This is a genomic window from Nocardia sp. NPDC004568 (assembly GCF_040609955.1).
Lineage (GTDB): Bacteria > Actinomycetota > Actinomycetes > Mycobacteriales > Mycobacteriaceae > Nocardia.
On sequence record NZ_JBEXLL010000036.1, the window covers coordinates 48,762 to 63,300 of the forward strand.

Genomic DNA, 14,539 nt, shown 5'->3' on the forward strand with positions numbered 1-14,539 from the left:
GCGGCACGTGGTGGCTACGTCCGGGGGCCGGATGGGCGGCGCGTTCGCCCTCCGATCCGGGTTGCCGGGCGGCGCGGCAGGTCATCCCGCGGCGGGCCGCGGGCCGGGAGCCCCCGTCGCGGAGGCGGTCACGATGTCGTGTTCCAGTACTTCGTCCGCCGCCCGCTCGCCCGACCGCACGGCCCCGTCGACCCATCCGCACATCACCGCGGAACTCTCGGTTCCGGCCCAGTGGATGCGCCCGCACGGCGCGCGGAGCGCGGGACCGAACTGGGTGAGGACGCCGGTCGGGGCGTGGCTGAGCATTCCGCCACCGGAATAGCGTTCGGCGGTCCAATTCTGCTCGATGTAGTCGGCCGGGGCGCGGGCCTTGTCGCCGAAGCGTTCGGCGAGGGCGTCGAGGATCGTGCGGCGCCGCTCGGCGGGGTCGAGCCGGCCGATCTGCCGTGCGATGGGCCCCTCCACGATGACGCACAGCACACCGGGTCTGCCGGTGTCGGTGCAGGCGTCGATGGTGATGGTGGCCGGTGATCCCGGCGCCGCCGACTGTCCCGACAACCCGTCCGCGCGCCAGAACGGTTCGTCGTAGACGGCGGAGATCTTGACGATGGCGCCGCTCGGCATCCGCTGGTGCAGCAGCGACCGGTCGACCGGCAGTATCGGTTCGTAGCGGATCTGGCTCGCGATCGCCAGCGGCACCGCCACGATCACCCGGCGGGCGCGCACCGTCGTCTTGCCGGAGAACACCGTGACACCCTCGGCATCCTGCTGGATGCGCCGGACGGGCCGGGCGAGCAGGACCGATTCGCCGAGTTCGGCCGCCATCGGACAGTAGATGGCGCCCATTCCGCCCACCGGCCGCGAGTCCTGGGCGCCGTCCTCGATGCCCAGGACGAAACCGGGTCCGCCGCCGGAGGCCATCTGGTACAGGGCGAACAGCAGTGATACCTCGGACGCGGCGGAGGTGTAGGCGCCGGCGATCGCGGTCTCCAGCAGTTCGTGGGCGGCCTTGGAGACGACATGGGTATTGAGCCAGTGCGCCAGGGTGAGGCGATCCCACCGGTCGGCCTGCTCGGCGGTCCAGGGCGCGTCGAGCGGTATCGACTTGCACAGATGGCCCAGGTCGAGCAGGGCGGCACCGAGATTCATCGCCACCCACGGGCTCATCGACCACGGGATCGTCCCGGTGTAGCGATACTGCTTGCCCTCGACGAGCATCATCGCTTCCCCGTCGGTGTACTGCTTGTAGCTCGCCACCCCGTAGTCCTGCATCAGGGCGCGGATCCGCTCCTGGCCGGGACCGATCCAGGCGCCGCCCCGATCGATCCACGATCCGTCGGTCCGATTCTCGGTGAATGTGCGCCCGCCGAGCCGGTCGCGGGCTTCCAGGACGGCCACCGTGCGGCCTGCCTGTTTCAGCCGCCGGGCGGCGGTCAGTCCGGCAAATCCCCCACCTACCACGCAATAGTCGACGTCTGTCATGAGCGCCGCCTCGGATCGGAGTTCGGGTGCGCAGCCGCCGCGCGGGCGGACGCACTCGCCGGCGCACCACGAAACCCGGGTGCGCATCGCAAGAAGAACGAATCGGTGCGTCGAGTTGTACGGCAATTCTAGGGCAGGCGGTGCCCGACGTCGTGCGCGCGCCTCGGGCGCCTGTGACGGTTCGCCGTAGAAGATCTGCCACGGAACTACCATGGGTCCATGACCGCAATGGCTCCTGTCCGCGCCGAACCGGACCTGTCGTTCCTGCTCGACCGCACCAGTCATGTCCTGCGCACCCGGATGGCGGCGGCGCTGGCGGAGATCGGCCTCACGGCCCGCATGCACTGTGTGCTCGTCCACGCCTTGGAGGAGGAGCGGACCCAGGCCCAGCTCGCGGCGATCGGGGATATGGACAAGACCACGATGGTCGTCACCGTCGACGCGCTGGAGCAGGCCGGGCTCGCCGAACGACGGCCTTCCGCCACAGATCGCCGGGCTCGCATCATCGCCGTCACCGACAAGGGGCGGGAGGTGGCCGAGCGCAGTCAGCGGATCGTCGACGGTGTGCACGGCGCGGCGCTCGGCTCGTTACCGGCGGGGGAGCGCGAGAGCCTGCTGCGGGCGCTGCGCGAGCTGACCGAGGGCTACCTCGCCGAGGCGGTGGAGGCGCCGTCGGCGGCGCGCCGCGCACGGCGATAGATCTCCAATAGATTGTCTGCAACAAAACTATCTATTACAGTCTCTCCTGTCGGGTTCCGGACAGGAGAACACCATGAGCACCCCCGCACGTCTCGCCCTCGCCGTGCTGTCGGCGGCCACCCTGATGACCGTTCTGGACGGCAGCATCGTGACGGTGGCACTTCCGGATCGGCCTGGCCACGGTGGCCCTGGCGATCGCGGTGCTGCCGGCCGACCGGGCCGGCGGCGGTGTGCGCCGGGCGGATCTGGTCGGTGCCACGCTGGTCACCGCCGGTCTGATGCTGGGGATCTACACGGTGGTGGGGATCGAGAGCCGGGGCTGGACCTCGGCGCGCACGCTCACCCTCGCCGCCGTTTCCCTGGCCCTGCTGGCCGCATTCGTCGTCCGGCAGTCCCGGGTCGCCGATCCGCTGCTTCCGCTCCGCGTCTTTCGTTCGCGCACTGTCTCCGGGGCCAATCTCGTGCAGATGCTGACCGTGTCGGCCATGTTCGCCTTCCAGGTTCTGCTCGCGCTGTACCTGCAGCGCGTCCTGGGCTACACGGCGCTGGAGACCGGGCCGGCGATGCTGCCGGCGGCCGTGGCGATCGGCGGAGTGTCGCTGTTCGTCTCGGCCCGCCTCACCCTCCGTTTCGGCGAACGCGCTGTGCTGATCACCGGGCTGCTGCTCCTGCTGGCCGCCATGGTCCGGCTCGCGAGCGTGCCGGTGCACGCGTCCTACCCGGTCGACCTGCTACCGGTGATGACACTGATCGCCGGCTTCGGGTTGGTGTTCCCGGCGCTCACCGCACTCGGTATGTCCGGTGCCGCGTCCGATGACGCGGGGCTGATCTCCGGGCTGTTCAACACCACCCAGCAGATCGGTATGGCGCTCGGTGTCGCCGTGCCGACAACCCTCGCCGTGTCCCGCAGCGGCGCGCTGCCGGCTGCCGGCGCGTCCGATCCCGAGGCGCTGACCGGCGGCTACCGGACGGCTTTCGCCGTCGCCGCCGGACTGCTGGTCGCCGCGCTGGCGGTGACGGTCACGGTGCTGCGCCCCGCCGCCGCGGCGTTGCCGGCCACCCCGCGCGCCGCGGCCCGTCCCGCCTGACGCGGACACGCGTTTCCACTCCAAGACCGACCCCGACCGAAACGACACGAAGGAACCGATATGACGATCGAATTGTCCGCAGAAGCCCGCCGCCTGCTGGACGGGAAGAATTTCGCCACGGTGGCCACGATCGAAGCCGACGGCCGCCCGCAGACCTCGGTGGTCTGGATGGACCGGGAGGGCGACACCATCCTGTTCAGTTCGACGACCACCCGGCGCAAGGTGCGCAATCTGGCCCGGGACCCGCGGATCGCGCTCACCGTTGCCGATGCCACGAACCCCTACCGGTCGGTGGATATCCAGGGCACCGCCGAACTGATCGACGATCCGGACAAAACGCTGCCGCTGCGGCTGTCCCGGAAGTATCTCGGCCAGCAGCCGCCCCAGGAGCCGGACAGTATCCGCCGGTTCATCGTCCGCGTGACCCCCGAACGGGTCACCGGGTTCTCCGTGCCGGACCCGTCGAAACCCGACGCCGGCTGATCGGCGCGGTTCCGGATCGGACGGACGCCGACCGGGCAGCGCGGTCGCGGTGCACGCGACCGCGCCGAGGTCGCGCGTCGTGGAATCCGCCGGCGCGCGCCGAGGTCAGCTGCCGGCCTCGGCGCGTCCTTTCAATCGCACGAGCCCCTTCTCGAAGTCGGGGCCGATGAACCGGTCCATCGGGAACAGGAAGCCGACCAGTTTGAAGAACAGGTTCTTGCGGCCGGTCATCCGCCAGGTCACCGTGGTGGTGTCGCCGGCGGCCACCAGCAGGAAGGTCACCTCGTTGCGGCTTTCGAACGGTTTGCGGAAGGCCAGGTCGATTCCGACCCGCCCGGGTTCCGAGGTGGTGATCGTCATCGTGCCGGCGCCCGCCTTCCGGTTTCCCTCCCAGTCGTAGCGGGCACCCGAGCCCGATCCCGGGCCCGAGTAGGTGCGCCGCAGGTCGGGATCGGCGTCCTCCCAGGGCGACCAATCGCGCCAGTGGTGGAAGTCGTCGATGAGGGCGCGAATCCGGGGCTCGGGAGCGGCGATCGTGGTCGTGCGTTCGACGAGGAACGTACTCGAATCGGACATACCCTCTTCTCCTGCGGGAAGGGAGGCGCGCCGTCACGGGAATGCGCCACGGTCACCGGAATTATGCCTCGATCACACGGCCGTGCCCGGCTACCACGGTTCACCCGTTTCGGGCGAATGCCGCGCCGCCGCCGGCGGCCTACCCTTTCGCGCCGGATGGCTCCGTGCCCCAGGGAGGAACAGCCGGTATGTGCTACGAAGCCGAATCCGCCACGGCGACGACAGCGCGGATCGATCACGACACGGCCGCCCACTACGACCTTGCGAACCGGCAGTATTTCGCCGACGCCCGCCGGGGGTCCTCGCCGATCTGCCGGGCGATGTGGTCGGCGACGGGGGTTTCGGTCGTTGTCGATCGGCACGGGGGGACGCCCGTTGACCGACCTGGCCGCGCCGCTCGACGATTTCGATCCCTCGTTCCCGATCGTGACTCCGTGATCGGCGGCCGACCGGGTCGAGGCCTCGCCCGTGACCCAGGGAACAGTCGCGGCACCCGGTCGTCGTCCGGCGCCGGCGGGTGAGGAGGCTGGGTACCGTTCGATTCGGTATCGACCGTGGAGGTGGATCGTGTTCGGATTCGGAGATCTCGCCGTGCCGATCGTGGCGGCGCCGATGGCGGGTGGGCCGTCGACCCCGGAGTTGGTGGTGAGCGTCGCGGACGCGGGCGGACTGGGTTTCCTGGCGGCCGGGTACAAGACCCCCGAGGCGGTGGCCGAGCAGATCCGGCAGGTGCGGGCCGGTACGGACGCGCCGTTCGGGGTGAACCTCTTCGTGCCGCAGCGCGCTTCCTACGATGCCGGGGCGGTGGAGCGGTACCGGGACCGTCTGCGGGAGACGGCGCGGCGGTACGGGCTCGAGGTACCCGCCGTCCGGGAATTCGACGACGACCGGTTCGACGAGAAGGTCGATCTGGTCGTCGAACAGCGGGTGCCGGTCGTCTCGCTGACCTTCGGTCTGCCGCCGGTGGACGCCGTGCGGCGGCTGCGGGATGCCGGATCCACGGTGGTCGCGACGGTGACCGGTCCGGACGAGGCCCGCGCCGCGAGCGAGGTGGGCGTCGACGCGCTCTGCCTGCAGGGTCCCGAAGGGGGAGGCCATCGGGGCACCTTCCGGGTCGAGGACGAACCGGGGACGGCATCGCTGCTCGACCTGCTCGACGAGATCACCGCGTGGTGTCCGCTACCGGTGGTCGCGGCGGGCGGTATCTCCGACGGTGCGCGGATCGTGGAGGCGCTCGCGCACGGGGCGGTCGCCGTGCAATTGGGTACGGCGTTCCTGCGCAGCGCCGAATCCGGGGCGAAGGCCGCACACAAGGACGCCCTCGCCGATCCGCGGTTCGACCGGACGGTCGTGACGCGCGTGTTCTCCGGCCGCCCCGCCCGGGGACTGGCCAACGGTTTCATCGCCGAGTACGGCACGGCGCCGGCCGCGTACCCGCAGATCCACCACCTCACCAGCCCCATCCGGGCGGCCGCGGCCCAGCGGGACGCCGCCGACGATATGGCGCTCTGGGCGGGTACGGGATTCCGTCGGGCGGCGCCGGACCCGGCCGGGACGATCCTGCGGCGGCTCTGGGCCGAGGCACAGGTATCGGGTGTGGCACCCGACTGACCGACGACAGCCGAACGAGCTCGTTGCCCCGCGGAGCGGTCGTCGGATCGGAAACCGCCGGATCGGCCCGGGTCGGCCGGAACTGTCGGTGTCGCTCCGTATTGTGCCGTGCGTCACCCCCGGTGGGGGGGTCCGAGCCGATCTGGAGGAATCGTGCAAGACGTATGGCCGACGGTCCGGTCCGAGCGACTGGCGCTCATCGCGGATCTCGAAGGGCTCGACGCCGAGCAGTGGGCGACACCCTCGTTGTGTTCCGGCTGGACGGTGCACGATGTGCTCGCCCATATCGTGGCCACCGCGAGAACATCCCGGCTCGGGTTCGTGGCGCAGTTCGCCCGGGCCCGCTTCGATTTCGACCGGTTCACCGAGAACGGTGTCGAACGCGAGCGGGCGGACACTCCCGCCGAAACGCTGGACCGGTTGCGTGCGGCCCTGCACAACACGGTCACCCCACCCGCCCCGCTCGACAGCAGACTGGTCGAGATGATCGTGCACGGCGAGGACATCCGGCGCCCGCTGGGGATCACGCGGGAGTACCCGGCCGAGGCCGTCGCCGATGCCCTGCGGTTGCAGATCCGCACCACGGCCGGGTTCGGTGGCGGGAAGGAACTCGTCGCCGGGCTCACCCTGGTGGCCGACGACGCGGAGTTCACCGTGGGGGCGGGGCCGCAGGTGCGCGGTCCGCTGCTGTCGCTGCTGCTCATCGCCTCGGCGCGTGGTGTCGCGGCCGACGACCTGCGCGGAGACGGTCTCGATACGCTGCGGCAGCGGCTGGAAGCCGGCGTCGCCTGAGGCCGTCGCGCTGCCCGCGAGCCCACGCCGAGCGGGGGATACGGCGCGCCACCTGTCGACCGATGCGGGAAATCGTCGTAGCGTCGATGAGGTGACTGCGCTATCAGAGCTGCCCGCCACCGCGGGCGCGTTGCGGGCGGCCGGGTACGCGCCGCGGAGTGTGAAAGCCGAGATCCGGGAGAATCTGCTGGCCCGGTTGGGCTCGGGAGATGACCCGTGGCCCGGCATCGTCGGCTTCGAGCGAACCGTGCTGCCCCAGCTGGAGCGTGCGCTGCTCGCGGGTCACGATGTGGTCCTGCTGGGCGAACGGGGCCAGGGCAAGACCCGGCTGCTCCGGACCGTCCTCGAACTACTCGACGAATGGACCCCGGTGATCGAGGGCGCCGAACTGGGCGAGCATCCACTGGATCCGATCAGCCCGCAGGGCCGGCGGCTCGCGGCCGAACTCGGTGACGATCTACCCGTCACCTGGCGGCACCGTAGCGAGCGCTACGCCGAAAAGCTCGCGACCCCGGATACCTCGGTGGGCGACCTGATCGGCGATGTGGATCCGGTGAAGGTCGCCGAGGGCCGTAGTCTCGGCGATCCGGAGACCATCCATTTCGGCCTGGTGCCGCGGGCGCACCGGGGCATCGTGGCCGTCAACGAACTGCCCGACCTCGCCGAACGTATCCAGGTCGCGCTGCTGAATGTCATGGAGGAGCGCGATATCCAGGTGCGCGGCTATACGCTGCGGCTACCGCTGGATGTGCTGCTGGTGGCGACGGCCAACCCCGAGGACTACACCAATCGCGGCCGGATCATCACCCCGTTGAAGGACCGCTTCGGCGCCGAGATCCGGACCCACTACCCGCTGACGGTCGAGGCGGAGATGGCGCTGGTGCGGCAGGAAGCCGAATTGGTCGCCGAGGTGGGCGATCCGCTGATCGAGGTGCTGGCCCGGTTCGTCCGGCGGCTGCGCGAATCCCCGGCCATCGATCAGCGCTCCGGCGTCTCGGCCCGGTTCGCGGTGGCCGCCGCGGAAACCGTGGCCGCGGCGGCGCTGCGCCGGTCCGCGCTGACCGGGGAGAACCCCGCGGTGGCCCGGCCGGTCGATCTCGACTCGGTGCCGGCCGTGCTGCGCGGCAAGCTGGAGTTCGAATCCGGCGAGGAGGGCCGCGAACAGGAACACCTCACGCATATGCTGCGGCGGGCCTTCGCCGATACCGCGCGGGAGCGGCTCGGTGGATTGGATCTGCGGCCGCTGGCCGACGCGGTGGATGAGGGCCATCTGGTGACCACGGGCGAGCGGGTGCCCGGCGCGCAGGTCCTGTCGGCGCTACCGGAGCTTCCGGTCCTGCACGAGGTGGCGCTGCGGCTCGGGGTGGCGGCGGGCGATCCGCCGCAGCGGATCGCCGCGGCCGTCGAATTCGCCCTGGAGTCGCTGTATCTGGCACGCCAAGTGGCCAAGGACTCCGACGCCGAGGGCAGCGCGGTGTACGGCCGATGACCCCGGCACCCGGCTTCGAAGAGGTGCGATGACAGCGGCGGACCGATACTCCTACGGGCCCTACCACGAGGGGCCCGATCCGCTCGCGCCTCCGCTCGATCTGCGCGAGGCGCTGTCGGAGATCGGGCGTGAGGTGATGGAAGGTTCCTCGCCGCGTTCGGCGCTCGAGGAGCTGCTGCGGCGCGGGACCTCCGGTATGCCCGGACTCGAAGAGCTGACGCGCCGCCTGTGGGAGCGGCGGGCCGAGATCTCGCGGTCCCATCGACTGGACGGCACCCTGCGGCAGGTGCGGGAACTGCTGGACCGGGCCCTGGAAGCCGAACGCCGCGCGCTGTTCCCGGACCCCTCCGACGACGCGCGATTCGCCGAGATGCGGTTGGACGCACTCCCGTCGAGCACTGCCGGAGCGGTCCGCGAATTGAGCGAGTACTCCTGGCGTTCGGAAACCGGCCGGGAGAACTATCAAAAGATCCGGGGCCTGCTCGGTGAGGAACTGCTGGACTCCCGCTTCCAAGGGATGAAGCAGGCGTTGCAGGATGCGACGCCGCAGGATGTGGAGCGAGTCCGGCAGATGATGTCGGATCTCAACGATCTGCTCGCGGCCCACGCCCGCGGCGAGGACACCACCGAGCGGTTCGCCGAGTTCATGGACCGACACGGTGAGTTCTTCCCGGAGAGTCCGCGTGATACAGAGGAATTGATCGATGCGCTGGCCGCCCGGGCCGCGGCGGCGCAGCGGATGATGAACTCGATGTCGGCTCAGCAACGGGCGGAACTGAACGAGCTGATCGGGCAGGCCTTCGGGGATCCACGGATAGCCCAGCAGATCGCCGATCTGGACGCGAATCTGCGCGCGCTCCGTCCCGGTCAGGACTGGGAGTCGGCGCGGCGTTTCCGCGGCCAGGACCCGCTGGGAATGGGCGAGGCCGTGGAGGCCATGCAGGAGCTGGGCGAACTCGATGAACTCGCCGCCCAGCTCGCGCAGTCCTATCCCGGCGCGCGGCTGGAGGATATCGACCTGGAGATGCTGGAGCGCCGACTCGGCGCCGACGCCCGGGTGGATGCCGCCCGGCTGGCCGAACTGGAACGGGAGCTGCGCCGCCAGGGCCTGTTCGAGCGGGCGCCCGACGGCTCACTGCGGCTGACCCCGAAGGCGTTGCGCCGGCTCGGGGAGGTCGCGCTCCGGGATATCGTCGGTAAATTGCGCAGCCGCGAGGGACAGCGGGACACCGCGCTCGCCGGGGCGGCCGGGGAGCCGACCGGCGCGAGCAGGCCGTGGCAGTTCGGCGATACCGAGCCCTGGGATGTGTCGCGTACAGTGCGCAACGCGGTGCTGCGTTCGGCTTCCATAGGAAGCCGGACGGTGTCCCTGGATGTGGCGGACGTGGAGATCGCCGAGACCGAACAGCGCTCCCGGGCGGCGGTCGCGGTGTGCGTGGACACCTCGTGGTCGATGGTGCAGGACGGGCGCTGGGTGCCGATGAAGCGTACGGCGCTGGCCCTTCAGCATCTGATCAGCACCCGGTTCCGGTCCGACGCGTTGGAACTGATCACCTTCGGGCGACACGCGGGCACCGTGGACATCGCGGAACTGACCGGACTGGAACCGGTCTGGGAGCAGGGCACGAATCTGCACCACGCGTTGCTGCTGGCCGGTCGCCATCTGCGCCGGCATCCCGACGCGGTGCCGGTGGTGCTCGTGGTGACCGACGGGGAGCCGACCGCGCACCTGGAGCCGGACGGTACCTCCTACTTCAATTGGCCACCGGACCGGCGCACCCTGGCCGTCACCATGACGCAGGTGGATTCGCTGGCCCGGCTGGGCGCCTCGATCTCGGTGTTCATGCTGGGCGAGGAACCGCGACTGGCCGCGTTCGTGGACCTGGTGGCCCGCCGCAGCGGCGGCCGGGTGGTGGCGCCGGACCTGGACGGGCTCGGCGCCGCGGTGGTCAGCGATTATCTGCGGGGCCGACGCTGAGCGCCGGGCGCCGGACCGGAAGCGAGGGGTAGGTATGCGGCTGGACCGCGACCGGGCGCGGGCCCGCTTCGCCGAGGCCAGAGTCGCCCGGCTCGCGACCGTGACCGCCGCGGGGACACCGCATCTCGTCCCGATCGTGTTCGCGGTGACCGGCGACACCGTCTACACCGCGGTCGACGCGAAACCCAAATCGACCACCGCCCTGCGGCGGCTGGCCAATATCGAGGCGAATCCGGATATCGCTGTACTGGCCGATTTCTACGACGAGGACTGGACCCGCCTCTGGTGGGTGCGCGCCGACGGGCGGGCGCGCATCGTGACGAGCGACGAGGCGCGCCACGGCCTGACACACCTCACCGCGCGTTATCCCGTCTATGTGACAGAGCCTCCGCCCGGACCGGTCATCGCGCTCGATATCGCGCGCTGGTCGGGCTGGGCGGCGGGCTGAACGCGTGCGGCCGATCAGGAACCGGCGCCGCCCATGGCGAACCGCAGCAGCGCCTGCTTGTCGCCCTGCTTGATCTTGCCTTTGCGGTTGAGCACCTCGAGCTGCCAGACGTCGCCGTTGCGGAAGGCGCGGGCCACGGCATTGGCGTTGTCGTTGCCCAGCAGCGACGGCCAGATATCGGCGACCTGCTGGCTGCTGCCGCCGGTGGCGTCGTAGACCTTGAACGAGATGTTGTTCGCCTTCTCGAAGGAGCTGCCCTTCTTGAAGGCCGCCGCGACGAAGACGATGGCGTCGATACCACCGGGGACCTCGGCGAAGGTGACGTGCACGGTTTCGTCGTCACCGGCGGCCGCGCCGGTCTGTTCGTCGCCGGAGTGCAGTACCGAGCCGTTGCCCAGCGGGTCCAGCGAATCCAGACCGGCGAAACGGACCGGTTCGCTGCCCTGCATGAGGATGGCGATCAGGTCCAGGTCGACACCCTTCTTGCGGCGCGCCCAGCCGAGCGCGCCACCGCTGGCGCCCGCGGAGGGATCCCAGCTGACACCGACACTCAGCTTGGCGATCCCCGCGAGATCCGCTGCGCCGTCTTCCTTTTTGAGCGTGATCATGGCTCAACGGTACCGGCTGCCGGGGAACACCGGGTGACCACCGGGTTCTCGCTCAGTGGACCGTGGAACCGGTGGTCCGATGGGGGCGCGGCCAGGGGTGGCGGGCCAGCCCTTCGACCCCTTCGTTGAACCGCTCCAGGAGCCGGGCCAACTGCTCGACCTCGTCGTCGGGCCAATCGGAGAGCACGGAGCCGACACCGCGACGTTGCAGGGCCAGATCGGCCTCGAAGAGCCGGAGCCCTTTTTCGCTGGGCCGCACCTTGCGGGCGACGCCGCCGTCGGGGTCGGGGACTCGCTCCACCAGGTCCTGGTCGAGCATGGCGGCCACCTGGCGGTTCACCGTGGACACGTCGAGACCGAACGCCTCGGCCAGTTCGCGCAGGGACAACGGATCGCCCAGGCGCAGTCTGGTGAGGATCAGGTACGCGGATCTGTCCAGCTGGAACGGCGAATTCCGGCGGGCGGCCGGATACTGCCGGGACAGCAGGTTCAGTTCCAGGACCAGCCGCGCCAGCACGGCGGGGTCCCGGCGGTCCGCCGCGGGGGCGGCGAGCGGTGCAGCCGAATCGGACATTCGGACACTATGTCGTCTGTTTCGCCCGAATACAAAATTGTGCACGATACATAGGCTATGTAACGTGCATATGTGTGACCGCCGTGGCCGACGACCCCTCCAGATCCGGCGAACGCGATCGGCCCCGCACCTCACCGACAGTCCTGGTGGCCACCCTGAGCACCATCGGCATCGTCGTCTCGCTCATGCAGACTCTGGTCGTTCCCCTCATCCCGAGCCTGCCCACCCTCCTGGACACCACCCCCGCCAATGCCTCCTGGGTGATCACGGCGACCCTGCTGGCCTCCGCGGTCTGTACCCCGATCAGCGGCCGGCTCGGCGATATGTTCGGCAAACGCCGCATCCTGCTCATCGATCCGACCGCCATGGTCATCGGTTCGATGCTCTGCGCGACGACCTCGTCGCTACTGCCCTCGGTAGCGGGGCGCGCGCTGCAAGGAGTGGCGATCGGCGCCATCCCGCTGGGTATCAGCATCCTGCGCGACGAACTGCCCCCGGAGCGTGTCGGTTCGGCGATGGCCGTGATGAGTTCCACACTCGGTGTGGGCGGCGCGATCGGGCTGCCGGTCGCCGGCCTGCTCGCCCTGCTCTCGCGATCGGTGTCGCCATCGCGCTCACCGCCCTCATCCCCCGGCGCGCACCGGCGACCGACCCGCCCTGATCCCACTGCCGGGAATCCGCTCGGCAGTGTCGCCGGAACCGGGCATGCTGTACGGCACCGGTGAACAAGCCGGGAGAAGAACGTCTGGAAAACGGGGTGCGGGAATGGTCGGATATCCGGAAGCGGCGCGTGCGCGGAGAAAGCCGGTACGCGGCACAGCGGTCCTGTTACTGGCCGTGGCGCTGCTGCTCGGCGGCTGTTCTTTTCTCTCCGGCTCCTCCGAAGGTCTCGTGGGTGAACGCCTGACTTCCTTCCCGGCCATCGACCGGGCCGCGCTGACCCCGGCCCAGGCCCGGGTCGTCGATGCCGCCGCGGCCGAATTCGCCGACCCCCGAGACGGAGCCGGCTACTCGGAGGGCGACACCGAACCGTGGTGCGCCGACTTCGTGAGCTGGGTGATGCGCGCCGCCGGGCTGCCGCTGGCCAACCCGAACTCGGGATCGTGGCGGATCCCCGGCGTCTACACCCTGCAGGAGTACTACGAGAGTTCCGGCCGCTTCGCCGCCGCGGATACCGGGTACCGGACGGTCACCGGTGATGTGATCCTCTACAGCCCGGAGAGCAGATTCGGCCAGCACACCAATATCGTGCTGGCCGCCGACCACGGCACGCTCACCACGATCGGCGGTAACGAGGGCGACGCGGTCGGCATCGAACGCTGGGACCCGGCCGGAGTACCCGATATCCACATCGTCGGTTACGGGCGACTGCTGCCCGGATGGTGACGGGCCTGCCGGATCGATACCTTCGATGCGTAGCGTGACCCACATCCGCGGTGGAGGTAGAGGTGTCGGAACGACTCATGGAACCGATCGAGGTAGGCGACCCGGACCGGATCGACTACGCCGAGTTCGGCAGGCGGTTCGTCACCCACGCGGTGACCGAGCGGCGGATCGAGAAGGCGGTCGCCGGTATCACCGGGCGCGGGCTGACCATCGGCCCGGTCAATCTGGTACCCGGCGGGCTCGCCGGGTTTCTCGCCGAGGGCCGTATCGATGCTCCCGTGGTGGTGCGCCGCGGCTCCGACGTCGCGTTCGACGTGCGGATACCGGTATCCCTTCGGGCCAAGATCCTGCTCGGCGGCAAACCGCTGCGGTCGGAGACGGTGGTATCGATCGGTCTCACCCTCCACGCTCGCACAGCCGACCCGCTGCTGGTCGTGATCGATATCCCGCGGGTCGAGCCCGGGGATGTGAGTGTGCTGCTGCGCCTGTCCGCCGCCGACTCGGTGGCCGAATGGCTACTCGACCCGATCGCGGGGCTGCTGCAACGGGAGGTCGCCAATCGGGTGAACGGGATGCTGCGCGACCCGGGTGTGATGCGCAGCCGAATCTACGATATCGAGGCCATCGTCGCCCGTGAACGCTCTCCGCACCGCACCCGCACCCGATTCGACTGGATCGATTACGCCGAGTTCGGGCGGCGTTTCTTCCCGCGTATCGTCACCCGGGATCGGCTCGAACAGTTCGTCACCCAGCTCGCCGACCGGCAGATCGAGATCGGTCCCCTGCGCACTGGTCCCCGGTCGGCGGCCGAGGTCACCGTCCGCGGAGAGGTCGGCCGGCCCGCGTTGACCGACCGGGTCCCCGAGATCGCCACCGTCGACGACCATCCGGCGCTGGTCCGCTTCGACCTCATCGTCCCGGTCACCCTCGACATCACGGTCAGCGTGGTCAAGGACAACCGCTACCGCGCGGATGTGGAGATACCGCTGCTACTCACCGCGCACGCCGCCGACCCGCTGCTCATCGTGGTGGAGGTCGACCCACCGGAACGGGAGAACGTCCGGCTCGAATACGCGGCCCAGGGTATGCGGGCCGCCGTCCTCGGCGTCCTGGCGGGCATCAGGAAACAGATCGTCGCGCAGGTGGTCCGGGTGGTCCGCACCGAACTCGCCGACCCGGCCATGCGAACCCTGGACGTCGGGGAACGGATAGACCGGCTGCTGTGATTTTTTTGGCGCCGCCTGCGGCGGCGCGGGGTCGAAGCCCCCTTGGTCTCGCCGTTTCGGCCTCGAGACTTGCGCTTCGCGCGGCGCTTTCGAGGCCGA

General features: G+C 70.0%; 14 protein-coding genes and 1 pseudogene. 11 read left to right on the forward strand and 4 right to left on the reverse strand.

Annotated elements, in window-relative coordinates; translation table 11 throughout:
• Positions 1-81: 81 nt before the first annotated feature.
• Positions 82-1,482 (reverse strand): FAD-dependent oxidoreductase, encoded by a 1,401-nt coding sequence (locus ABZV91_RS17860; RefSeq protein WP_355242484.1) that lies wholly within the window; start codon positions 1,480-1,482, stop codon positions 82-84.
• A 219-nt stretch (positions 1,483-1,701) separates the two neighbouring features.
• Here ABZV91_RS17860 and ABZV91_RS17865 point away from each other — a divergent pair, with 219 nt between their 5' ends.
• The 3 genes from ABZV91_RS17865 to ABZV91_RS17875 all read left to right on the forward strand — a co-directional run bounded on the left by ABZV91_RS17865 (position 1,702) and on the right by ABZV91_RS17875 (position 3,752).
• Positions 1,702-2,181: a MarR family winged helix-turn-helix transcriptional regulator gene (locus tag ABZV91_RS17865; protein ID WP_355242487.1), complete on the forward strand. Its 480-nt coding sequence runs from the start codon at positions 1,702-1,704 to the stop codon at positions 2,179-2,181.
• 182 nt (positions 2,182-2,363) lie between these two features.
• Positions 2,364-3,269, forward strand: a complete 906-nt coding sequence (locus ABZV91_RS17870) for an MFS transporter (protein ID WP_355242490.1) — start codon at positions 2,364-2,366, stop codon at positions 3,267-3,269.
• 60 nt (positions 3,270-3,329) lie between these two features.
• Positions 3,330-3,752 (forward strand): PPOX class F420-dependent oxidoreductase, encoded by a 423-nt coding sequence (locus tag ABZV91_RS17875; RefSeq protein WP_355242493.1) that lies wholly within the window; start codon positions 3,330-3,332, stop codon positions 3,750-3,752.
• A 105-nt stretch (positions 3,753-3,857) separates the two neighbouring features.
• On the opposite strand, the gene ABZV91_RS17880 is transcribed toward ABZV91_RS17875, so the two are convergent.
• Positions 3,858-4,328 (reverse strand): SRPBCC family protein, encoded by a 471-nt coding sequence (locus ABZV91_RS17880; RefSeq protein ID WP_355242496.1) that lies wholly within the window; start codon positions 4,326-4,328, stop codon positions 3,858-3,860.
• Positions 4,329-4,895: 567 nt separating this feature from the next.
• On the opposite strand from ABZV91_RS17880, the gene ABZV91_RS17885 reads away from it, so the two are divergent.
• The 5 genes from ABZV91_RS17885 to ABZV91_RS17905 all read left to right on the forward strand — a co-directional run bounded on the left by ABZV91_RS17885 (position 4,896) and on the right by ABZV91_RS17905 (position 10,646).
• The gene (locus ABZV91_RS17885) at positions 4,896-5,939 is read left to right on the forward strand and encodes a nitronate monooxygenase (protein WP_355242499.1); all 1,044 of its coding nucleotides are present in this window, start codon (positions 4,896-4,898) and stop codon (positions 5,937-5,939) included.
• A 153-nt stretch (positions 5,940-6,092) separates the two neighbouring features.
• The gene (locus tag ABZV91_RS17890; protein ID WP_355242502.1) at positions 6,093-6,731 is read left to right on the forward strand and encodes a maleylpyruvate isomerase family mycothiol-dependent enzyme; all 639 of its coding nucleotides are present in this window, start codon (positions 6,093-6,095) and stop codon (positions 6,729-6,731) included.
• A gap of 91 nt (positions 6,732-6,822) precedes the next feature.
• Entirely contained in the window at positions 6,823-8,220 is a 1,398-nt protein-coding gene (locus tag ABZV91_RS17895; RefSeq protein WP_355242505.1) for an ATP-binding protein, read from the forward strand.
• A 28-nt stretch (positions 8,221-8,248) separates the two neighbouring features.
• The gene (locus tag ABZV91_RS17900) at positions 8,249-10,198 is read left to right on the forward strand and encodes a VWA domain-containing protein (RefSeq protein WP_355242508.1); all 1,950 of its coding nucleotides are present in this window, start codon (positions 8,249-8,251) and stop codon (positions 10,196-10,198) included.
• 34 nt (positions 10,199-10,232) lie between these two features.
• Entirely contained in the window at positions 10,233-10,646 is a 414-nt protein-coding gene (locus ABZV91_RS17905) for a TIGR03668 family PPOX class F420-dependent oxidoreductase (protein ID WP_355242511.1), read from the forward strand.
• A 14-nt stretch (positions 10,647-10,660) separates the two neighbouring features.
• Here ABZV91_RS17905 and ABZV91_RS17910 read toward each other — a convergent pair whose 3' ends face one another.
• Positions 10,661-11,254, reverse strand: a complete 594-nt coding sequence (locus tag ABZV91_RS17910) for a TerD family protein (protein ID WP_039826460.1) — start codon at positions 11,252-11,254, stop codon at positions 10,661-10,663.
• Between the two features lie 52 nt (positions 11,255-11,306).
• The gene (locus tag ABZV91_RS17915; RefSeq protein ID WP_355242514.1) at positions 11,307-11,828 is read right to left on the reverse strand and encodes a MarR family winged helix-turn-helix transcriptional regulator; all 522 of its coding nucleotides are present in this window, start codon (positions 11,826-11,828) and stop codon (positions 11,307-11,309) included.
• 164 nt (positions 11,829-11,992) lie between these two features.
• Here ABZV91_RS17915 and ABZV91_RS17920 point away from each other — a divergent pair.
• The 3 genes and pseudogenes from ABZV91_RS17920 to ABZV91_RS17930 form a co-directional block, all read left to right on the forward strand.
• A pseudogene (locus ABZV91_RS17920) lies at positions 11,993-12,400 on the forward strand (MFS transporter); the annotation flags it as partial.
• Positions 12,401-12,593: 193 nt separating this feature from the next.
• Positions 12,594-13,214 (forward strand): CHAP domain-containing protein, encoded by a 621-nt coding sequence (locus ABZV91_RS17925; RefSeq protein ID WP_355242517.1) that lies wholly within the window; start codon positions 12,594-12,596, stop codon positions 13,212-13,214.
• 62 nt (positions 13,215-13,276) lie between these two features.
• Positions 13,277-14,440 carry a hypothetical protein gene (locus ABZV91_RS17930; RefSeq protein ID WP_355242520.1) on the forward strand — a complete coding sequence of 388 codons (1,164 nt, stop codon included), beginning with the start codon at positions 13,277-13,279 and terminating at the stop codon, positions 14,438-14,440.
• The last annotated feature ends 99 nt before the right edge of the window (positions 14,441-14,539 follow it).

Excerpts from the sequence above, each read along its gene's own strand:
- ABZV91_RS17900 (WP_355242508.1), top strand. The coding sequence starts at position 8,249 with ATGACAGCGGCGGACCGATACTCCTACGGGCCCTACCACGAGGGGCCC.
- ABZV91_RS17860 (WP_355242484.1), bottom strand. The coding sequence starts at position 1,482 with ATGACAGACGTCGACTATTGCGTGGTAGGTGGGGGATTTGCCGGACTG.
- ABZV91_RS17905 (WP_355242511.1), top strand. The coding sequence starts at position 10,233 with ATGCGGCTGGACCGCGACCGGGCGCGGGCCCGCTTCGCCGAGGCCAGA.
- ABZV91_RS17880 (WP_355242496.1), bottom strand. The coding sequence starts at position 4,328 with ATGTCCGATTCGAGTACGTTCCTCGTCGAACGCACGACCACGATCGCC.
- ABZV91_RS17925 (WP_355242517.1), top strand. The coding sequence starts at position 12,594 with ATGGTCGGATATCCGGAAGCGGCGCGTGCGCGGAGAAAGCCGGTACGC.
- ABZV91_RS17875 (WP_355242493.1), top strand. The coding sequence starts at position 3,330 with ATGACGATCGAATTGTCCGCAGAAGCCCGCCGCCTGCTGGACGGGAAG.
- ABZV91_RS17910 (WP_039826460.1), bottom strand. The coding sequence starts at position 11,254 with ATGATCACGCTCAAAAAGGAAGACGGCGCAGCGGATCTCGCGGGGATC.
- ABZV91_RS17915 (WP_355242514.1), bottom strand. The coding sequence starts at position 11,828 with ATGTCCGATTCGGCTGCACCGCTCGCCGCCCCCGCGGCGGACCGCCGG.
- ABZV91_RS17865 (WP_355242487.1), top strand. The coding sequence starts at position 1,702 with ATGACCGCAATGGCTCCTGTCCGCGCCGAACCGGACCTGTCGTTCCTG.